22 protein-coding genes are annotated in these 19,673 nt (G+C 35.7%); 8 read left to right on the forward strand and 14 right to left on the reverse strand.

Annotated features, from left to right (window positions below; genetic code table 11):
* Nucleotides 1-247, forward strand: a 247-nt coding sequence (locus EK417_RS17525) for a transposase (RefSeq protein WP_181446085.1), incomplete at its 5' end; no start/stop codon positions are given.
* A 67-nt stretch (nt 248-314) separates the two neighbouring features.
* Here EK417_RS17525 and EK417_RS17530 read toward each other — a convergent pair.
* The 11 genes from EK417_RS17530 to EK417_RS21475 form a co-directional block, all read right to left on the reverse strand.
* On the reverse strand, nt 315-614 hold the full coding sequence (locus EK417_RS17530) for a hypothetical protein (protein ID WP_136522898.1): 300 nt from the start codon (nt 612-614) through the stop codon (nt 315-317).
* Nucleotides 615-655: 41 nt separating this feature from the next.
* Entirely contained in the window at nt 656-1,126 is a 471-nt protein-coding gene (locus EK417_RS17535; RefSeq protein ID WP_136522899.1) for an SUKH-3 domain-containing protein, read from the reverse strand.
* A gap of 41 nt (nt 1,127-1,167) precedes the next feature.
* A complete protein-coding gene (locus EK417_RS17540) occupies nt 1,168-1,623 on the reverse strand; it encodes an SUKH-3 domain-containing protein (protein WP_076595100.1) in 456 nt (151 codons plus the stop codon).
* A gap of 11 nt (nt 1,624-1,634) precedes the next feature.
* Entirely contained in the window at nt 1,635-2,123 is a 489-nt protein-coding gene (locus EK417_RS17545; protein WP_136522900.1) for a YwqJ-related putative deaminase, read from the reverse strand.
* 108 nt (nt 2,124-2,231) lie between these two features.
* Entirely contained in the window at nt 2,232-2,762 is a 531-nt protein-coding gene (locus tag EK417_RS17550) for an LOG family protein (protein ID WP_136522901.1), read from the reverse strand.
* The gene (locus EK417_RS17555) at nt 2,759-3,181 is read right to left on the reverse strand and encodes a hypothetical protein (protein ID WP_136522902.1); all 423 of its coding nucleotides are present in this window, start codon (nt 3,179-3,181) and stop codon (nt 2,759-2,761) included. The genes EK417_RS17550 and EK417_RS17555 overlap by 4 nt, the downstream gene beginning before the upstream one ends.
* A 2-nt stretch (nt 3,182-3,183) precedes the next feature.
* Nucleotides 3,184-5,415 carry a hypothetical protein gene (locus tag EK417_RS17560; protein ID WP_136522903.1) on the reverse strand — a complete coding sequence of 744 codons (2,232 nt, stop codon included), beginning with the start codon at nt 5,413-5,415 and terminating at the stop codon, nt 3,184-3,186.
* On the reverse strand, nt 5,402-5,692 hold the full coding sequence (locus tag EK417_RS17565) for a hypothetical protein (protein ID WP_136522904.1): 291 nt from the start codon (nt 5,690-5,692) through the stop codon (nt 5,402-5,404). The genes EK417_RS17560 and EK417_RS17565 overlap by 14 nt, the downstream gene beginning before the upstream one ends.
* 55 nt (nt 5,693-5,747) lie before the next feature.
* Nucleotides 5,748-6,227, reverse strand: a complete 480-nt coding sequence (locus EK417_RS17570) for a hypothetical protein (protein ID WP_136522905.1) — start codon at nt 6,225-6,227, stop codon at nt 5,748-5,750.
* Between the two features lie 14 nt (nt 6,228-6,241).
* Nucleotides 6,242-7,738: a hypothetical protein gene (locus EK417_RS17575; protein WP_136522906.1), complete on the reverse strand. Its 1,497-nt coding sequence runs from the start codon at nt 7,736-7,738 to the stop codon at nt 6,242-6,244.
* A gap of 29 nt (nt 7,739-7,767) precedes the next feature.
* Complete coding sequence (locus tag EK417_RS21475) at nt 7,768-11,442, reverse strand: hypothetical protein (protein ID WP_228457967.1); 3,675 nt, start codon at nt 11,440-11,442, stop codon at nt 7,768-7,770.
* A 290-nt stretch (nt 11,443-11,732) separates the two neighbouring features.
* On the opposite strand from EK417_RS21475, the gene EK417_RS17585 reads away from it, so the two are divergent.
* From EK417_RS17585 to EK417_RS17600, 4 genes are read left to right on the forward strand one after another with little or no spacing between them, the layout of a single operon-like run.
* On the forward strand, nt 11,733-12,242 hold the full coding sequence (locus tag EK417_RS17585) for a hypothetical protein (protein WP_110368430.1): 510 nt from the start codon (nt 11,733-11,735) through the stop codon (nt 12,240-12,242).
* Nucleotides 12,239-12,586: a tRNA-binding protein gene (locus EK417_RS17590; protein ID WP_136522907.1), complete on the forward strand. Its 348-nt coding sequence runs from the start codon at nt 12,239-12,241 to the stop codon at nt 12,584-12,586. The genes EK417_RS17585 and EK417_RS17590 overlap by 4 nt, the downstream gene beginning before the upstream one ends.
* 15 nt (nt 12,587-12,601) lie before the next feature.
* The gene (locus EK417_RS17595) at nt 12,602-13,303 is read left to right on the forward strand and encodes a 3'-5' exonuclease (protein WP_110368428.1); all 702 of its coding nucleotides are present in this window, start codon (nt 12,602-12,604) and stop codon (nt 13,301-13,303) included.
* 3 nt (nt 13,304-13,306) lie between these two features.
* Nucleotides 13,307-13,633, forward strand: a complete 327-nt coding sequence (locus tag EK417_RS17600) for an SUF system Fe-S cluster assembly protein (RefSeq protein WP_076352964.1) — start codon at nt 13,307-13,309, stop codon at nt 13,631-13,633.
* Nucleotides 13,634-13,685: 52 nt separating this feature from the next.
* On the opposite strand, the gene EK417_RS17605 is transcribed toward EK417_RS17600, so the two are convergent.
* Nucleotides 13,686-14,522 carry a sulfurtransferase gene (locus tag EK417_RS17605; protein WP_136522908.1) on the reverse strand — a complete coding sequence of 279 codons (837 nt, stop codon included), beginning with the start codon at nt 14,520-14,522 and terminating at the stop codon, nt 13,686-13,688.
* A 113-nt stretch (nt 14,523-14,635) separates the two neighbouring features.
* Nucleotides 14,636-15,484: a hydroxymethylglutaryl-CoA lyase gene (locus tag EK417_RS17610; protein WP_136522909.1), complete on the reverse strand. Its 849-nt coding sequence runs from the start codon at nt 15,482-15,484 to the stop codon at nt 14,636-14,638.
* 187 nt (nt 15,485-15,671) lie between these two features.
* Between EK417_RS17610 and pepT the strand changes: the two genes are divergently transcribed.
* The 3 genes from pepT (at nt 15,672) to EK417_RS17625 (ending at nt 18,178) form a co-directional block, all read left to right on the forward strand.
* Nucleotides 15,672-16,919 carry a peptidase T gene (pepT, locus tag EK417_RS17615; RefSeq protein ID WP_076595110.1) on the forward strand — a complete coding sequence of 416 codons (1,248 nt, stop codon included), beginning with the start codon at nt 15,672-15,674 and terminating at the stop codon, nt 16,917-16,919.
* Between the two features lie 6 nt (nt 16,920-16,925).
* Nucleotides 16,926-17,492, forward strand: a complete 567-nt coding sequence (locus EK417_RS17620; RefSeq protein ID WP_136522910.1) for a hypothetical protein — start codon at nt 16,926-16,928, stop codon at nt 17,490-17,492.
* Nucleotides 17,493-17,935: 443 nt separating this feature from the next.
* Nucleotides 17,936-18,178: a hypothetical protein gene (locus tag EK417_RS17625; protein WP_076595113.1), complete on the forward strand. Its 243-nt coding sequence runs from the start codon at nt 17,936-17,938 to the stop codon at nt 18,176-18,178.
* Between the two features lie 256 nt (nt 18,179-18,434).
* On the opposite strand, the gene EK417_RS17630 is transcribed toward EK417_RS17625, so the two are convergent.
* Nucleotides 18,435-19,634: a multidrug effflux MFS transporter gene (locus tag EK417_RS17630; protein WP_136522911.1), complete on the reverse strand. Its 1,200-nt coding sequence runs from the start codon at nt 19,632-19,634 to the stop codon at nt 18,435-18,437.
* Nucleotides 19,635-19,673: the final 39 nt, after the last annotated feature.

Genomic DNA, 19,673 nt, shown 5'->3' on the forward strand with positions numbered 1-19,673 from the left:
TTTCCAGAATAATTTTTTAACTTACACAGTTAGTGAGACACTACCAGCTATTTTGAATTTTAATATCCTCAATGTAGGATTGTTTGACGGAAATATTAATGCAGATGTTTTCCATGCTTGGGTAACTCAGGAACTCCTTTATTCGATTCCTGCAAATTCAGTCCTGGTAATGGACAATGCAACGTTCCATAAAAGATCCGATAGTATTGATGCAATAGAAAAAAGTGGGCACAAGCTAAAAGTATGAGAAGAAAGTTAAGGTGTGATCCATATGAACTTTTTCAAAAATTTATCACTTGACGAAATATATTGAGTTAGCTATAGTAAGCAATTGGGAAAGTAAAAGTATTACCATAATATCTAGGATTTTTTAGAAAGCCATCAATCTTATAAATACCTTTTGTTAATGCCTTAAAATTCATAATTCCAGTGACATCATTTTTATTGTATTTATGCGTTTCGACCTCTAAATCTCCGTATTCATATAAAAAATCTTTTAAGAATTGTGGAAAATTTTCAAATCCTTTTATCTTATCAAATTTTGATTTTACATTTCGACCTTCAAACCAGCCAGAATTCTCAAAATATTTTTGTACTTCTTTTTTAAATTTCATGGTATATTTAATTATAAAAAGGGCTATTTCTAGCCCTTAAATTAATACTCTTCTACCCATTGTTTAGTTTCTGGATTCCATTCTAAAGTATCGGAATAATCTTCCATAATTACTTTTTCAATGCCTGTTTTAAAATCATTAGATACTAGACATTCGTAATCTCCTACGATATAAACTCTTCCTTCTGCATCACAAAGTAACGATGCATTTTCCAAATCATAATAAGCAATTGGAAAGGTTATAATATCTCCAAATTTTATAGGTCTTTTTAAACATTTTTCAATATCATAAATACCTTTATTTATTGCCTTAAAATCCATAATTCCAATAACATCATCTTTATTATACTTATGAGTTTTAACTTCTAAATCCCCATATTCATATAAAAAATCTTTTAAGAATTGTGGAAAATTTTCAAATCCTTTTATCTTATCAAATTTTGATTTTACATTTCGACCTTCAAACCAGCCAGAATTCTCAAAATATTTTTGTACTTCTTTTTTAAATTTCATGGTATATTTAATTATAAAAAGGGCTATTTCTAGCCCTTAAATTAATATTCTTCTACCCATTGTTTAGTTTCTGGATTCCATTCTAGTGAATTACCCCAATTATCTTCTATGATATTTTCAATACCAGCGATAAAACCATCATTCATTTTATAATAACCATCTCCAATTAAATAAATAGCACCATTAACATCAGTATATACTAAATAATGGTCAGGATAAAAATATCCTACTTTATAAAAGGTACCATTAAATGGCAACTCATTTGTTTCGTTGTCTTTTACAAACTCTGATTTAGTATTTAATGTATTAATAACATCAGATTTATATGGCTTATTGTCTTCAATAACTAAGTCCCCATAAGATTTAAAGAAATCCTTTAAATGGGAAGGTAAGTTATAAAAATTTTTAATTTTTTGGTTCAACTTATTTTCTATGTTTCTTCCCTCAAACCAGCCTGCTTTTTTAAATTGCTTTTGTACTTCTTTTTTAAATTCCATAACTTTTGATTTTAATGAATTTCTTTAATTTTAAAATAATGCAACATAGGATTACACGAAGCACATGCTTTTTTGGGCAATCCTTGGACTAGAGGTTCTTTTAAATTATCAATCCTTAAAGCTCTACTTTTAGTTTTGCTTAAAATTTCTCTTGCCTGTTCTATCTTCATGCTGTTGGCTTTCATCCCAAGCTGTTTTTCTGCTTCAAATAAAAACTCAGAAATACAGACTGGCTCTGCACACATGCCGTGGTTTCGCCTGCTTTTAATTGCTGGATCGGCTATTTCTGTTAACCATTCTTGCACCAACTTGTGTCGCCTTCCTATTATTTTGCTCCTTGCAATTCCTTTAGAAGAATAGCTCACCGTTTGATATACTTTCCCATTTATTTCTCCTTCTAAAACCCCAACTGCTCCGGGTCTAGTAAAAGGATCTTTCCATTTAGTAAGAGCATCATCTGCATATTGTCTAAGCAGAACGTTCATATCTATTTTCTTCAAGAAAACTTTCTGCTCTTTTGGTGTTCTTTTACCTTTTACTTTTACCTCCTCAATCTCCTCATAAACAGGGGCTTTTTCTTCTACTTTCTGCTCCGCTTCTTTAGAAAATTACAAACATTCTTTAAGCTTTTTAAAATCTTCAACTATTTTTAAAATTCCCATATCATTTTGTAAACCGAATGATACTAAAACTGCTTTAAGTTTTTCCCAATGTTTACCTAATAAATAAATTCTTGGTCTTTCTTTTTTAGAAATTTTTCTTATTAAATCAAGGGTCAAAAATAATTCTGATAATGTACCTACTCCTCCTTTTTGGACAATAAAAATATCTGAATTACTTATAAGTTTTTCAAGTCTTTCAAATAAGCTTTCACTAACAATATTTTCGGTCAAATAGCAATTTCCTTTTGTACTGCCAAAACTTTTGCAAGTATAACCTAATACAATTCCTCCTTGTTGATAAGCACCTTTTGAGACAGCTTCCATAAGTCCTCTATATCCTCCGTTTTTTACTATGAAGCCTTTTTTTGCAAGAAGCTCACCTATAAGAACCGACTCCTTATATTCTAAGGAGTCGGTATTATTTTGAGCACCACCAAAGAAACAGGCGTATTTCTTTTTTATTTGCTCTTCTTTCATAATAAAGAGTTTAACCGTTTTTCTTTTCCTATTATAAAATCTTGAAAATAAACGTGAATTATTTTTATGGTATCCCAAATATTATCTTCTGTAGCTTCTGGAGAGGCATATACAGAGGTATTATCTCTTAAACCTAATTCTTTAAAAACATTAGCTTTCTTACCATAATCCTGAACAATTTTTTCTAATGCCGTGCTTTCATCAATGTTACAATCTCTGCCATTAAAAGATAACAACGTAAACGAAACATCATTTTCATAACCATTTTCTATATATATTTCAGATTTAGGGAATATTATACTTACGCCATCAGCATCTTCCTCTAGTATATATTCTGCGGGCCAACTAAATTCTTTCATTACTTTTTCGACTATTGAAATACTAAAATAGTCTTTTGGTACGTACATTTTATTTTCCATAATTATTTAATTTTTGTTGCTAAATGTCCTTCTATTTTGTAACCGTTTTGTGATAAATATTCTACTTCTCTGCTAAAGATAGTAGGTATCTTATTTCCTTTATTATCAAGGACAAATTCTTTTCCTACTTTAACATATTTTCCTGCATCAGAAATCGGATCGGTTACAAAACGTATTGGATCTCCTCTTTTTATAGCTTCGTCTAACCAAGGTTTATTAGCTTGTTCCCAAAATTCATCAGTTACTTTTCTATAATATTTGTTTTTATCAATGCTCTCCAAATATTTATATTTTTCTAGCAACTCACCCCATTTGGAAGATCGAAGAATATTAATTCCCCCTTTGTTTACACCCATCTTGGTAACACCTTTTAAAGCTTCACCTCTTCTTGCAACGCTATTTACATCAAAAAGAATTCCTGTTACAGTAGTTGTTTCCTCTGTTGATAAAACTATTTTGTTTCCACCAAATAATGTGCTTTTTTTGCTTCCTATTAATTCTAAGTACTTTCCTCTTAAAAATTTACCAAACTCTTTTCCTGTCTCTGGATTTATAATCTTTTTGGAAGATGGTATTTTTGCCTCTTCATAAAAAGGAACTTTTTGTTCTACTTTTTGTTCGGCTTCTTTTACCGCTTGTTCCGTAGCTTCCTTAGTTTTTCCTGTTTCCAGAGCTTCTTTGGCAGATTGGGAGATGTGTTTGGCTTCTTCTTCCGCTGTTTCTTTTACTGTCTTTTCTATGGTTTCTTCCACAGTTTCTTTTCCTGCTACCGTTCCTATTTTTGCCGCTTTTGAACCTTTTAAAACAGGAATAAGAAACGTAAGAATATCTGGAACTAATTCTCCCAACTCTTTCAGTAAAAAGTAGCTTTTCCCTTCATACGTCAAATACCATTTACCAAAATCCAACAATATTTTGTAGAACTTTTTGCAAATTTTATTTAACAATTCAAATGTATTAGAAAAAAGATTATTAACAAAATTTTCAAATTTTTCGGTGAGTTTATCCGTCATCCTGAAGCCTATTTCATCTCTTAATATCAGGATGACTATCGCAACTAAATCACACAACCCTGCCAAAAATTCTAATATTCCGTTATAAAGCCCCACTTCAAAGGCATGATAGTGTTTTATGATGGTTTGTAAACTTCCATCAGGAATATAGATTTTGGCAAGACCTTCAAGATATCCGTCTGTTATCTTTTGGCATTCATCTATATTTTGATTGATCCATTTTTTTACCACTTTGGAAACGGGATCGTCGTGAGTAATTTTCTTATTAATCTCTGATTTCAAAGCATCATAAGGTTTATGAAAAGACTCTTTTAATGACTTCACCCGGTCTTCCTGCTTGTCATAAAAAAAAGAGTTCGGTAAAAAAGCAGGAGTATATTCTTTTTCAGGCAAATCACCATTCCAGTATTTATCTTCTTTGTATTTTTTGGTTCTTAGCCAATGTCCAATTCCAAAAGCCCAATTAGGAAGATTAAAATCCAAATACTCTCCGCCTTTTATAATCAGCATAAACCAAGAGAAGTCATCAAATTTGTGATTATCATATTCATATTGAATAGCTTTAATCATTAGATCTTTAAAATCTGGTGTACTCTGCTCTTGTTCCACCGCTTGTACTGTTTGTGCTGATACACTAGCTTTCCATGCTCTTTTAATAAATTCTTCTGCAATATCTTTAGGATCATTATCATTCCATGGCAGCTCTCTAAAATACTTATCCTTTAAATCATCAATTACGGCTGATCCAAATTTTACTCGTACTATTTTACCAAAATCAAACTTACCATCATCCGTTTCTATGAAAACTAAGACTTCAAAAGGCCTTTGAGGGTCAGGTATCTTGTTAGGGTCTTCATACATTTTTATGACTTCTTCTCCATCAGGATGAGCATATACTACAAAGTTATACTTTGATGTATCTGAAAAAGCACCATAAGCATCTGCTTGGCTATATGATACCCTTTTTGAAATATCAGCAATCGTAAGATTTCTTTTTTCTATTATTTTTGAAGCTCCAAAAATATTTTTTGCCCATTCATGAATATTTTTCTCCCAGTACTGTCCAAACGGACTATTCTTGAAAGCACTCAATTCCTCAAAAGAATTGCCTGCTAATCCCTGCAACGGGTTTTTATTTCCTTCAAACCCTTGGGTTACTTCATCAAAGGAGAGTATTTTATATCCGGATAAATCTCCGAATTCGTCATCAAAATTTTCCATTTTCTTTGTTTTTAGTTGTTAAACATTTCAATTCATTCAAAGGAAAAAATTGTTTGGAGGTCATATTCTCGGTGAATTTTCTGGTTTGGCTTTCGTTCAACACCAAAAGATCCGGTTGATATTCTTCATCTGACAGAAGCCTTGCATTTTTAAGTCTGTACTGTGCCTGTACCTGATCAACAATCTCAGTATTCTTATTGAGGTATGTTTTTAATCGGATGATATTCTCTTTACGCCATTCTTTATTGATCGTTTCTTTAAGTTCAAGTGTTTTCATAATTTTTCCTTTTTTTGAAAAAGGCAGAGCATAGTGCTCTGCCAGTAATTAATGTCTAGGAAAGTTTATCCAAAATATCTTTGTTATTTTTCACAAACTCATCCAGATAAGAAGCCAAAAGCTCAGTAAAGCCAGTCTTATTATTTTTCAACAGCCAAAGCATATACTGATAGCTTGGTACTTTTACCAGATCGGTATTCATATTACCTTCGGGTTCTGCAACAGGAAGCTCTATAAGATGATTGTCTCCGTAACGAAGGTAGCTCCACGTATCTTTATAGATTACCCATTCCGGAGAAGGAAGTGAAATATTAATTTCTTCTCCTGTTTCCTTGTCTTTGAGTATCTGCTTATATCTGAAGCTTATGAACTGCTGTTCAGATTTGGCATCAATATCCAGCACGCGGATATGTCTTTCGAATTGGGGAAGTCTTGGATGTGCCTGTAGAGGAAGCTCTGTAAGGCTTAATGGTGTATTTTCAATACTGTTAAGGATTTCTTTAATATTTTCCGGTATAATTAAATGTTCGTTCATAATTTTTTATTTTTTTAAGAGAATAATATTTTTCCAAGTATATTCATTGTTAGTGACCCTTGGCCGCCACTTCCTCTTGAGAGATAAAATCTCTTCGGCTGTAGATTAAAAGTAGAATGAAATTGCTGATAAGTAACGCCATTACTTTCCGCAATCACATATACAATTCCGTTATAATAAGCGATGTGAAAGGTTTCATTTCTGACGGGCAAAAAATTTCCCTGATAAATCATCCAGCCTCCATCACCTCCATAATTTGAAAAGCCATAAAATGCTCCATCATCCCCACGGATTCCACCATAAAAAGGACCTACGAAATTAGCCCCGTAGTTACTTAGTCCATTATTAACTGTAAAAGAGACCATAAATCCGGCATTAATATCTGAGATGGAAATTAAATTATCCGTTTGTGCAGACGAGCCCTGAGCAATTGATATAGATGTATCTGTGATTGTTGAACTCCCTGTTATCGAGGTCCAGTTAGCAATTCCCGTAAACTTGCTGTAGGTAAGTCCTGCTTTTACAATGAGCTCGGGTGAGCTGGGATTTGTTAACCCATTATGGGTCACGAATACTTTATAATATCCTTGCGGTTTTGTACTCCAGTTGATTCCAAAATTCAAATTATTGGGAAAGTTCTGCATCACTGTAAAATTATCTACACTATATTCCTCCGGGACTGCAAGGTTGATACCGTTGACATCTCTCACCCTTCTCACTTTGATATAGGCGTTAGAGGAAACATTATCCACAAAGAGATTTAATCCTACTAATGTTGTATACTGAATAAAGTTTTTTGAATTGTCAATAAACGGAAGCAGTAACACGTCTATTCTTGGTGTTCCGGTAGCATAATTTTCGGTAGAAAGTTTCATGTGGTTTCTCCATGCTGTTTTTTCAGCATCATTCAACAGCAGCGGATAATTGGAAATCATATTTTTCCCGTTACTCCATGAAAGCTGTCCGGAAGAGTTCTGAACCATCATCCTGTTAAAAGTTGTATCTGCAGATTTATCACTCAGCCCGGTTACCGAATAATAAAATCCGGAAGCATTGAGGGTCCAGTTAGCTCCAAGAGTCAATCCCGCTCCGGAAACAGTGGTTAAAGAAGAATTTGCTATATTTTTACCCAAATCTCCTGCAGGAAGTTTGGCAACATTTCCATTATCATTCAATCCTATGATTTTAGGATAATCCTGAGCATTTCCGTCTGTTAAAGGAATCTCTAATTTTTTAGCTAATTTCTCCTTTGTTTTAACATTGTATTGAGCCTGGCTTGCCATTCCTTCTGCTACAAGATCTGCATTTGAAATACTGACATGATTATCAGATAATTCCAGAGGAATAGTTCCATCAACAACGGCATGGGTCTTTAAATCACCGTTTTCATCAACAGCATAATCTGTGTAAGATGGAGAACCCGTAGCTGCTACCTGATAAATAGCATTCTTTTCCCTTTCTCCAATGGGAGGTAATTCGCTTACTCTTATAATTTTTCCTATAATTGGCATTTTTTTATTTTTTTAGATTAATAATTATGTTATTTCCAGTCTCCTGAAATGACTTTCTGACCTTCAAGTGATTCTACTCCAAGAAGGTTGTCATTGGGTTCAAAATTGAATCTATCCTCAGTAATTACTTCGGAAGGAACTTCAAATTCATCTGGATTTTCTTCCGTAAATGGCAGGGCATGAGCAACCTTTAATCCTATACTTTTTGCCTGAAGGATGTTCAAAGGAGTAGGAAGTCTTGTGATCCATGGTTTTCCATGTTTTTTACCTTTTGGCTGCTTCAATTCATCCACAATTGATAGATAAAGATCATCTCCGATGACAGGAACTTCTCCGCCTTTCCAGATCTTCCCGGTCGCAAGGTAAAATTGTACCGCATCCTCAAAACCAGGACGTACCGTAACAACCACCCTGGCCATACCACTTTGTAAAAATGCTCTGAATAACGGATCTACATCTTCGGCCTGGTAGAGATTAGACCACTCTGTTTTATTAGCCCAATAATATGGATACAGATAATAGGATATATTTTCCCACTCAAAGGCTTGTTCCATAAACTTAAGGAAGGCTGTGTATTTATCCAGATCTGATGAAAGGTCTGTTTCATAATCCATAAAAGTGCTTCCTGTAGTTAGCCCCGCCATTCCATAGCCATGGGTAGAGTTGGCAGTTCTGTTGATCATATAAGAGATACAGTTTTTACGAAGTACTGTATTCTCGATCTGACGGTAAAACCCTGGATTGGATCCTTTAATCTGGATACCGGTAGCTTTTTCGTCTGCTATTTTTTGTTCGTAAATAGCTAATGCCTTTTCATACCCCTCAATAATAGCATTGAATGTTTTTTGAAGCCATGCATTTCTTGCTTCAGGAGTAAGTTTCAAATTCAATTTCAGAGATCCCTGTATGATTGGACTTTCCCCGGTACCAAAACTAAACTCTAGCTTATTTTTGATATCCAGGTCTTTAATTTTTCCACCTTTCTGTGTACTGTATGTGGTGTCAATCCACTCAGCAGACACTCCTCCGATGGTCACGAAAGCCTGATGTTGCCCATAAAAGCCGTGTGGATAGGTTTGGAAAACATAATCAACTTCTTTTAATAAATACCCTTCCGGAATTTCTACTTCTCCATTTCCATTTACAATCTGAATATTTCCACCATCATTGCCATTAAAGTTACCATCACGAGCACTGAATGATTTGCTTATAGCAAAAGATTCTGCCGGTCTCTCATCAATTTCAATATTATATTTACTTACCCAGTAGTTTAACGTAACTTCATTATTTAAAGAAATATAATTTTCCAGGGGCAAATTCTTTGCATTTCTTGGGTCTTCTGGTTTTACAAGATCTGTTTTTGTTGCAGAATCATTCAATGTCATTCCCAGTGTATGCAGTTTTGCAGGCTGAGGAATCATAAACTCAAACATCATCCGTTTTCCATAATCATAGATCTGATTCTTCATCAGTTTATCTACCCATCGGTAAACACCCACTACATGCTTATCTCCTTTTGTGTTGTCAAAACCATGCTTATTGTTTTCTTCAAACTCTTCAATGATCTTTTCAATCCTTTCCTCATGAACTTTTGTGACGACTCTGTCTAACGCTCTTGCAGTAACATCCTGAGCCTGGGTAAGCGCCTGTCTTGTACTTTCTTCTTTAGATGAATGAGTGGCATATCCTCCTGCAATCCCTGTACTGATAGATCCTCCTCCTGTCATGTCCCATTTGGCATCGAAATGTGCCTGTACATTAGTGTCTCTGGATTCCTGCATCATTTTGGCAATCTCACTCTGCATTTCAAATCTGGTTGCAGTAGTTGTATCCGTAAGTTTTTCTCTTTCCGTATCTGAGGAGGTAGTTGTAGTATTTTCACTTCTCCTAAGTCTTCTGGTTGATTTTTCTCGGTACTCTCTGGCCATAATATTTTCAATATGGGCTACTTCACCTTCAACATAGGCATGCGTGGTCTGCTCCACTTTCAAATAGTCTGCAATACCAATTTGTTTAAATCCGAATCCTGACGGAATAAAGGTATTTTCATCCTCAGTATCTACAGGCTCTTCCTCATCTACCTCAAGTAAGAAGTTATCAGAAAGGCAAGCTCTGGCCTGCAGTTTACTGGCATACATATTGGCCAGCTTTCCATTCGTGAACATAATTTTAACACTTATAGAAGCATCCTGAATTGTATTAAAGTCTAATCCCGGCATACAAAGATCATTTAGAAAAATAATATTTCCTGATCTGGACTTTACATAATAATCACTATTGATGTTTGCTGAACCGTTGCCTGGAGTAAGACTGTAAGAGATATTGCTGACCTCCCAGGATGAATCCGGAACCGTAAGTGCTATGTCAAAAGTAAATCCCTTATGAACATATTTTGGACAAATCTGGTAGGTAAAAGGAACTGCCACTGTTCTTGCCACTGGAATAAGAACTCCTCCTATACTGGTATATCTTTCATGCTCCGTATTGGTATTTTCCACAATAATATTGTTGGATTTTTCAACCGCTTCTTTTACTAAGATATCAATCTCGGAAAAGGTATTTCTACCCTCTAGCAAAATATTAAGGTCTGCAGAGTTTAATGAAGCTGAACGTTCTTCTCCTGCATCTTTCTGAAAATCATACCCCAGTACATCCAATAATGTATCCAAATTTTCCGGCTTTATGGCTCTTAATAGAGAATCTGCCTCTATTTCCTGTCTAAACTGAAAATTAAGTTTAGGTAATTGCGGTTTAGGGATTTCCGGAATTTGCTGGCAAGGATCTGCCGGATCATATTTAATATCCGGATTTCGTACCTGGCAGTATCTATCCTTATTTGCGATTAGGTCTTTATTATACTGCTCAATTAGAGGTGCTATTGCTTTCTGGTGAATTTCTTCTGCTGCCGCATATTCTTTCTGATATTCTGCTTTATATAATCTTTCGATACTGGAAAGGTTTTTCTTTAAAGCTTCATATCTTCCCAGTTTAATCTTTGCTGTAGAGATAAGCTGTTGCTGTTGCATTTCCTGTGTTGGGAAAGTTTCTTTAGGGCCTTCAGAAGCCATTCTTGAAGAAGTTTGCAAGGGAGAAAGAGTCTTATCATCCATCATCAGTTCTTTAGGCAAAACAACTCTTGCCCCAAGTGCTGTCTTCATTTCCTCTTCGCCAGAAACAGAAAGAATGTGATGAGCCAGAAGCACCTGCATGACCACTTCCTTAACGTAAAAATCTTTCTGAGTTACCACCTGATAAATCAGATTATTCCATAAACTGATCAGAGGAGGAGTTGCAGGAGTAGCCAGGGGATCTGTCAAAACGGCTCTTTTAGCAATTACCTGTTCATAAGTACATGTCGTTTTATTTTTTGCTAACCAGGTTCCAAAAACATAGTAAGCCTTATAGGTTCTTTTGAAACCCTCCAAACTATTCGGGCTGTTTGGGTCCGTTGAAATACGTTCCGGATTATTTGCATAATTAGCGGCACATGTTTTCAGTAGTTTTTGTTTTGCTCCGGTTCCATTAACAACCGGGACATAAAAAGCGTTATCATTTTTCAGATCCTGAGGAATAACAATGAATCTTTTATCTTTCTTCGTATCATCAGATAGTTCAGGGCTTCTCAGGCTTACAAATCTGAAAAGTGTTTGTGATGGTGTATTTTCTACAGGAACATCTGTAGTACTATTTTCCATATCGTTCATTTTGTGTAATTTTGTATTGATTTATAAAGGTTAAGATTTTGAAGGTCTTTTTAGTAGAATGTCTTCAGGTTTTAGCCTTATTTTTTTAGGTGGTTTCCGGCAAAAGATGTCCACCTGGAATTTTGAAGTCTAGTTTCATACGCTGTGTTTTTTCTTGAAGCAAATATCCATCGCGGAAGCGACAGAACTTGACGTATAAAAAAGAATTTCACATTTCTATTCTAAGGCTTTGGTACAAACCATTTTAGTATTCTCAATATTTTAATACATTTGTTTAAAACATATTTCAGATGAATTTTGAACAGATCAACTTACACCTTGAAGCTTACAAAGAACACAACCAGATTCTGGATGCAGCCAAATACCTGATCCATTCTTTTGACCTGGAACATGAAAATTTTGCAGGGTTCGGCTTTAGAGAAGAACTTTCTCCTACTTCAATGCTTCTTACAGCAGAAGGGGAGATGGGAGGGCCACAGACTGTAATGATCCCCAAAAATTTGTTTGATTTTGACCTGAACCTTGTTCTGAATATGGTTGCCCACGAAATGCTTCATGTCAGACAAAAAGCTCCGGGACAAGTTATCGAAGACAAAAATGAAAGGGAATTTCAGGCGTATTATGAAATGCTTTTTCACAAAGTGTTTCCGCAGATTCCTGAAGTTTCGGATTTTCATAAAAAATTCTTTGGCGGTAAAGCCCTGGAATATTACAAAAGAATGGGCGAAGGCTCAGTATTACAACAAAAATATGCAGAACAGAAAACAGAAGTAGAACATTTAATTAACGAATTACCATGACAGTAAAACCAGATATCACCTGGGCAGATTTTGAAAAAATAGACATCAGATGCGGAACGATAATCTCAGTGAATGATTTTGAAAAAGCAAAAAACCCTTCTTACCAGCTGGAAATAGATTTTGGTGATTTGGGAATCAGAAAGTCATCTGCACAAATTACTTCTCTATATGAAAAAGAAGAGCTTATTGGAAAACAGATTTTAGCAGTAGTGAATTTCCCTAAAAAGCAGATTGCCAATTTCTTCAGCGAATGTCTTGTGCTAGGATTGTATGGAGACGACAAAAAAGATGTTACACTTTTGACCCCCTCATTGCCTACAAAAAATGGAATGCAGGTAGGATAGACAACAAAACACAATATGATACAAAACATCCCTTTAGAAAGAGTTTTATTCCTTGATATTGAGACCGTTCCGCAGGCTGGATCATGGGACGAGTTATCCGAAACAGAACAATACCTGTGGGATAAAAAGACAAAATTCCAAAGAAAAGAAGAAGTGACTGCAGAAGAGTTTTATGACAGAGCCGGCATCATGGCCGAGTTTGGAAAAATCATCTGCATCACCATCGGAATGGTTGAAAAGAATGAAACGTTAAAAATAAAGAGTTTTTCCGGGCATGACGAAAAGAAAATGCTGCAGGAGTTTGGAGAAATCTTCAACAGCCCAAGGCTTTATAACGTGATTCTCTGTGCTCATAACGGAAAAGAATTCGATTTTCCATGGATTGCCAGACGTTATCTTATCAATGGAATGCAGCCTCCTGCACCGTTTCAGATGTTTGGGAAAAAGCCCTGGGAAATTCCGCATATCGATACAATGGAACTCTGGAAGTTCGGTGATTATAAAAGTTTTGTATCCCTGGAATTACTGGCTCATGTCTTTGGTATTCCTACTCCGAAGGATGATATTGACGGCTCAATGGTTTCATCAATTTACTACATAGAGAAAGACTTGCAGAGAATTGTTGACTATTGTGAAAAAGATGTCTTAACTTTGGCAAATATTTTCCGGCGTATGCGTCAGGAAGATTTGTTGAAAAGGAATATCAATCTAGATTAAAAAATGAAATTTACAGACGATCAAATTGCTGACATTGGTGAGGAAATCATTAGTGTGCTAAAAACCGTATATGACCCTGAAATTCCGGTAGATATTTACGAATTAGGGCTGATTTACGATGTCCAGATCTCCGATGATGCTGACGTAAAAATTATAATGACCCTTACTACTCCCAACTGCCCTGTTGCAGAAACACTTCCTCAGGAAGTAAAAGATAAAGTGGCTGAAGTAGAAAACGTAAAAAGTGTAGATTTAGAGCTTACTTTCGAACCAAGCTGGAATAAGGATATGATGAGCGAAGAGGCGAAGTTTGAGCTGGGAATGCTTTAAAATTACCCTTAATAATATAAAACCCCGAAAAATTATTTTTGGGGTTTTTATTTTAAATATCTTTTGCTATTTCCTTTCCGTCTCTCCTGCTCCATTCACTCCATGAGCCTACATACAAATCCGGAATGGGAAACCCTGCGTAATCCAGAGCTAAAATAGTATGACAGGCAGTAACTCCCGATCCACAGTGAATGATCAGATGATCAGGCTTATTTTGTAATAATTTGCTGTATTTTTCTTTTAAGATTTCAGGACTCAGAAAGTTTCCGCTTTCATCCAGGTTTTCAGAAAAAGGAATATTAACCGCTCCCGGAATATGCCCCGCTACCAGATCAATCGGTTCAGATTCACCTTTATAGCGGTAAGCGTCTCTTACATCAATCACCGTAGAAGAATTGTTTTTCAATTCACTTTCAACAACTTCCAGGCTCGAAACCGGCAGACTCCAATGATCTTTTTCAATCAAAGAAGTTTTCTCAAAGATCTCTTCTCCTGAAGAAAATTCTAACCCGCCTTTTTCTGCAGCCTGCATTCCGCCATCAAGAACCTGAACTTTTTCCAATCCGAAAGATCTTAACATCCACCAGGCACGTGCTGCTGCATTCGAAGCATTTTTATCATCATATACAACAATATGATTACCCTCTGAAATTCCAAGATCTGAAAGTGTTTCAGCAAACTTTCTCACGGAAGGAAGCGGATGTCTCCCTCCAAAAGCTGCATTCTCTCCTATTTCAGCCAGATCTTTATCCAGATCAATGAATCTTGCTCCTTTAATGTGCTTATCAAGGTAAATTTGTTTTACGTCTTTTCCTGTTCTTGCATCAAGAATAACAAGATTTTCTGTTGGAACATTTTTGAGTTCGGTTGGTGAGATGATTGGAGACATTTTGTTGATTTTGGGGTTAATTTAATTATGTTTTGGCTAAAGCCATATATATTTCAATATAGTAAAGCGGGCTAAAGCCCGCTCCTATTGATTATTTTATTCTTCACTCCTATTTAAAAATGAAAAATATCCTTCGCTTTATTATAAGAACTTTCAAAGTTCAGAAGATTCAGTTTATGTTCTGCTTTTTCAACGCTCATAAAGTTGATAACCTGTTCTGTAGGCATATTTCCCACAAGATCATCCTTAGCCATAGGACATCCTCCGATCCCTTTGATGGCGCTGTCAAATCTTCTGCAGCCTTGATCGTAAGCAGCCTTTAATTTTGAATAGGAATCTTCATAACGGTTATGAAAATGTCCTCCGAAGTTGATATCCGGATATTTTGAAGGTATTTTTTCAAACAAAAGAGCAATGGTTTCTGGAGTGGCCACACCGGTTGTATCAGATAATAAGATATCTTTTACACCGATATCTGAGAATTTTTGTGCCCATTGGTCAACATCTTCCCACTTCCACATTTCACCGTACGGATTTCCAAAAGCCATGGAGAAATAGATATTCAGCTGTTTTTCTTCACTTTTTACAAGATCAAGCATTTTAATAATTTCATCAAAAGCTTCTTCCTGACTTTTATTGGTATTTCTGTGCTGAAAAGTTTCAGAAATAGAAAACGGGAAGCCCAGAATATCTACAGACTCATGTTTCAATGCTTTTTCCGCACCTCTGTAATTACCAATAATTGCAGAAACTTTGGTCTTGGAGCGTGATTTGTCGATATTTTTTGCCACCTCATCAGAGTCAGCCATCTGTGGAATCGCTTTCGGGGAAACAAAACTCAGACAATCCAATACATCAAAGCCAACATCCATTAAGGAGTTGATATAATCTATTTTTTTATCGGTAGGGATAAATTCTCCCCATCCCTGCATTGCATCTCTAGGACATTCGGTAAGAAACATTTTTACTTTTTGATTTTCTCAAATATAATAAAACTAAACTACTTAGTATACTGTACATACAAAGCTAACACTATTTTGATTTTCAAAGATTTATATCTGATTTATAATTTCAATACCTGATATTAAATCGCAAATAACGTATTCTCAGCCTCAAATTTGCTAACTTTGTTAAAATTTATGATATCTGATGAGTACAATAGAATTCAACCCTTTGTGGAAAGAAAAATTACTGAACCGTTTTCTTAGCTATGTAAAAATATATTCAACCAGTGATGCAGAAAGTGAAACAACACCTTCTACTGAACGTCAGTGGGATATTGCCAACTATATTACTGAAGAACTGAAGACCATCGGCCTGGAAGATGTTTCTATAGACAGCAACGGCTATATCATGGGCTATGTTCCTTCTAATCTTGAAAATGATGACAGGCCTACTATCGGATTTATTTCACATTATGATACTTCACCGGATTTCAGCGGAGAAAATGTAAAACCTCAGGTTTGGGAAAATTATGACGGAAATGATCTTCTTTTGAACCAGGCAACAGGATTCACCTTATCTCCTTCAAGATTTGAAAGCTTAAAAAAATATATTGGCCAGACATTAATTACCACTGACGGAACAACTCTTCTCGGAGCTGATGACAAAGCGGGATGTGCTGAAATTGTAACAGCCGCAGAATATCTTATCGCTCATCCTGAGATCAAACATGGAAGAATTGCTATAGGATTTACACCAGATGAAGAAATCGGAAGAGGTGCCCATAAATTTGATGTGGCTAAATTTGGTGCAGAATGGGCTTATACTATGGATGGCGGAGAAGTGGGGGAACTTGAATATGAGAACTTTAACGCTGCAGGAGCGGTTGTAAAAATCCACGGATTAAGTGTTCACCCTGGTTATGCTTACGGAAAAATGATCAATGCTGCTCTTTTAGCTGCTGAATTTGCTCAAATGCTTCCTGCTAACGAAACTCCTTCAACAACAAAAGGCTTCGACGGATTCTACCACTTAATGGATATTACAGCTGATATTTCTGAGGCTAAACTTCAATATATCATCAGAGATCATGATGCAGATAAATTTGAAGCCAGAAAGAAATTCATGGAGGAAAAAGTAGCCGAGTTTAATCAAAAACACGGTGAAGGAACTGCTGAAGTAGAGATCAAAGAGCAATACAGAAATATGAAGCAGCAGTTTGAAGGTAAAATGCACATTGTAGATCTTGCTGCAAAAGCAATGACTGAAGCAGGTATAGAGCCTAAGATCAAAGCAATCAGAGGAGGTACAGATGGCGCTCAGCTTTCTTATATGGGACTTCCCTGCCCGAATATTTTTGCAGGAGGAATCAACTTCCACGGACCATACGAGTATGTAGCTTTGGAAAGTATGGAAAAAGCAACCGAAGTTATTATTAATATTGTTAAAGCGTAATAAATCATGAAAAAGGTCTTAGCATCAGCATTCATTTTCTCTTTTATTTTCAGCAGTGCCCAGATTTCTGAATTTCAAAGGGCAGATTCACGCTATGAAAGAAAGAAAACGGCTCTGTATAATAAATATCCTAAGCCTAATGATTTAAGAACCAAGAAAGAATGGCTTTTGACAGAGGATAAAATAACTGCCTACAAGACCGCTTTGGATAAAGCTTCTCTTGAAGATCAGAAAATGATCACTGCAGATCCTCCTACGAAAACAAAAGTGAGTAAAGAAGCAGAATATGATAAAGGTAAAGCCGCTTTTCAAAAACTTTTATATGAAGCTGTAGATCTTGACTTTCTGAACTTTTCTTCGGAAACCTACAAAGCAACAATAAGTTTTGTGGTAGATTCTAAAGGGAACGCTCTTAATCCCAATGTAAAAGGAAATAATGAAGATGTAAACGCTTTCATTGAAGCCGCTTTTTACCGCATTAAAGATAAAGGCAAATGGAAACCCGCTGAAGACAAAGGGAAAACAGTCTCTTCCAATGTTTCTGTTCCTTTAACAATGTCCTTCAGAAAATAATATATAGAACCCGCTACGATGGTAGCGGGTTTCTTTTTCTCTATTTAAAAATATTCCCATAATTCATTATATTATTGATACTAACTTAATATTATTCTTTTGGAAGCATTCAATATCACCCTCTCATAGGGTCATTTGTCCAACTTATATGTTAATCTCATCCTGGATGACATCAAGCTTCAGGGTTTCGCAACTATTATATATTGTTTTGGAATCGCTCCTTTATCATACGAAGGAACTATCTCTCTTTTCAAAAAGAGTATCTGCTGTATCAGAAGAATTTCAGTTTCTAATACATTTTTTATCATAAGAAAACCTCCTTTGCAGTGGCTTTTCTTTATATAAAAGCTACACATAAAATTCATTTACAACACATTAAGACAATTTTATTATATTTACAAGGATGTACAATTTTAAACAATAACATTTAATACCCAATTATCATGAAAACAATGAAAAAACTTTTGAGAAAAGACTTATCTGCCATTATGGGCAGCGGTGGAGATGGCTGTCATATGGGAGGCAACTCTTATAATTGTCAGGACGACTGTCAATGCGCCTGGGGATATGCATGTGAAATGTATGAAGACGGAAATCCTGGACAATGTATCGCTGTAGGCGGTGGAGGAAACCCTGGCGGCGGTGGCTGTATTCCTCCTTCTATTTGTGAAGAACAGCCTTATTAAATAATAAAACCCGGGAGTATTAATACTTCCGGGTTTTTGTTATTCCTGTTTGTATCCAAGAAGATACCTCTCTCCTGGTGAACTTGCAACTATTTTTGATACAAAATTTATATAATTCTTTATGCTACATTTTTTCATGAAAACATCTCTTTCATCAATTCCTGTAACCTCATATGAGAATAAAGTTCGTTTGAATGAAAGTCATCAAACATCATTTATTACTAATACATTTTTTTTATTTCTTTATATTTTCAATTTATTTTTTACTCTTATTTGTTTTCTTAACAATATGATACCCAAACCACACTGCAATCAATGCCATTGCAGAACGGGTTATCACCATCGGAATAATAGAATCTGCTTCCAAAAAACCTAGCAGTGCTGACATTAAAAATGTAACCATCAGCTGCATAAAACCAAGTAATGCCGCAGCTGTTCCCCTTCCTTCCTTGAAGGGTGATAAGGCATGGGCTGACGTGATGGGAAACAAAATACCAATAGCCAGTAATGACAGATACAGCATAGCAATTTCCAATCCTACAGAAAGGTTTTCAGCAGCAATCAGAATATGAAGTGTACATACGATCAGTAAAACAATGGTAGCAGCGAATAAAAGGGTGGCATTGCTTATTCTTTTGATCAGTTTGGGCGTAATATAAGCAGCCGTTATCAAGGCCAATGAGTTGAAGGCAAAAATGAAACTGAATGTACTGCTCGAAAACCCATGGATCTCCATGAATAAAAACGGAGCATTGGAAATGTAAATAATCAAAGAAGCAAACGCAATACTTCCTACCATCGTACTGTTAATAAAATCTCTGTTGGAGATGATCATTTTCAACTGGTCTTTTAATCCTTTTTCATCCAGTATTTCATCATCAGAAAGGTCAATTCTGGTATTGGTTTCCGGTACATATTTGTAGACCATGAAAAATGTGATCAGTCCCATGATGCATAAAAAAGCAAAAGAACTGTTCCAGCCCCAGAATTTAAGAAATACACTTCCCAGTAACGGGGCTGCAATAGGTGCAATTCCACTGATCTGCGACTGTTGCGAAAAGATAGTGACTGCTTTATGCTTATCATACAGGTCTATAATGATTGCTCTTCCTATCACAATCCCGGCGCTTCCTCCGAACGCCTGCAGAAAACGCATCGCCCATAATACATAAATATCCGATGTAAAATAGATGGCTGTAGCTCCTATAATGAAAAGTAAAAGCCCACAGTACAACATGGGTTTCCTTCCTTTTTTGTCCGATAAAGGTCCCCATAAAAGCTGTCCGAAAGCAAATCCGGCAAAGAATACCGAAATAGATATCTGAATATGCCCGATATCCGTCTTAAAGATTTCGGCCATACTTGGGAAAGCGGGAAGATAAAGATCTATACTTAACGACTCCAGCGTGTTGAGCAGTGCAAGAATAAACACTACAATACTTAAATTCTTCTTCATAAATCACAATAAGCCTTTGCAGGCGTTTTTTCAGCTGCA

Origin of the sequence: Chryseobacterium candidae (genome assembly GCF_004916905.1) — a bacterium.
Lineage (GTDB): Bacteria > Bacteroidota > Bacteroidia > Flavobacteriales > Weeksellaceae > Chryseobacterium > Chryseobacterium candidae.

Bases quoted from the DNA above. Each gene is read 5' to 3' on its own strand.
- EK417_RS17530 (WP_136522898.1), bottom strand. From the start codon at position 614: ATGAAATTTAAAAAAGAAGTACAAAAATATTTTGAGAATTCTGGCTGG.
- EK417_RS17535 (WP_136522899.1), bottom strand. From the start codon at position 1,126: ATGAAATTTAAAAAAGAAGTACAAAAATATTTTGAGAATTCTGGCTGG.
- EK417_RS17540 (WP_076595100.1), bottom strand. From the start codon at position 1,623: ATGGAATTTAAAAAAGAAGTACAAAAGCAATTTAAAAAAGCAGGCTGG.
- EK417_RS17550 (WP_136522901.1), bottom strand. From the start codon at position 2,762: ATGAAAGAAGAGCAAATAAAAAAGAAATACGCCTGTTTCTTTGGTGGT.
- EK417_RS17555 (WP_136522902.1), bottom strand. From the start codon at position 3,181: ATGGAAAATAAAATGTACGTACCAAAAGACTATTTTAGTATTTCAATA.
- EK417_RS17560 (WP_136522903.1), bottom strand. From the start codon at position 5,415: ATGGAAAATTTTGATGACGAATTCGGAGATTTATCCGGATATAAAATA.
- EK417_RS17565 (WP_136522904.1), bottom strand. From the start codon at position 5,692: ATGAAAACACTTGAACTTAAAGAAACGATCAATAAAGAATGGCGTAAA.
- EK417_RS17570 (WP_136522905.1), bottom strand. From the start codon at position 6,227: ATGAACGAACATTTAATTATACCGGAAAATATTAAAGAAATCCTTAAC.
- EK417_RS17575 (WP_136522906.1), bottom strand. From the start codon at position 7,738: ATGCCAATTATAGGAAAAATTATAAGAGTAAGCGAATTACCTCCCATT.
- EK417_RS21475 (WP_228457967.1), bottom strand. From the start codon at position 11,442: ATGAACGATATGGAAAATAGTACTACAGATGTTCCTGTAGAAAATACA.
- EK417_RS17585 (WP_110368430.1), top strand. From the start codon at position 11,733: ATGAATTTTGAACAGATCAACTTACACCTTGAAGCTTACAAAGAACAC.
- EK417_RS17590 (WP_136522907.1), top strand. From the start codon at position 12,239: ATGACAGTAAAACCAGATATCACCTGGGCAGATTTTGAAAAAATAGAC.
- EK417_RS17595 (WP_110368428.1), top strand. From the start codon at position 12,602: ATGATACAAAACATCCCTTTAGAAAGAGTTTTATTCCTTGATATTGAG.
- EK417_RS17600 (WP_076352964.1), top strand. From the start codon at position 13,307: ATGAAATTTACAGACGATCAAATTGCTGACATTGGTGAGGAAATCATT.
- EK417_RS17605 (WP_136522908.1), bottom strand. From the start codon at position 14,522: ATGTCTCCAATCATCTCACCAACCGAACTCAAAAATGTTCCAACAGAA.
- EK417_RS17610 (WP_136522909.1), bottom strand. From the start codon at position 15,484: ATGTTTCTTACCGAATGTCCTAGAGATGCAATGCAGGGATGGGGAGAA.
- pepT (WP_076595110.1), top strand. From the start codon at position 15,672: ATGAGTACAATAGAATTCAACCCTTTGTGGAAAGAAAAATTACTGAAC.
- EK417_RS17620 (WP_136522910.1), top strand. From the start codon at position 16,926: ATGAAAAAGGTCTTAGCATCAGCATTCATTTTCTCTTTTATTTTCAGC.
- EK417_RS17625 (WP_076595113.1), top strand. From the start codon at position 17,936: ATGAAAACAATGAAAAAACTTTTGAGAAAAGACTTATCTGCCATTATG.
- EK417_RS17630 (WP_136522911.1), bottom strand. From the start codon at position 19,634: ATGAAGAAGAATTTAAGTATTGTAGTGTTTATTCTTGCACTGCTCAAC.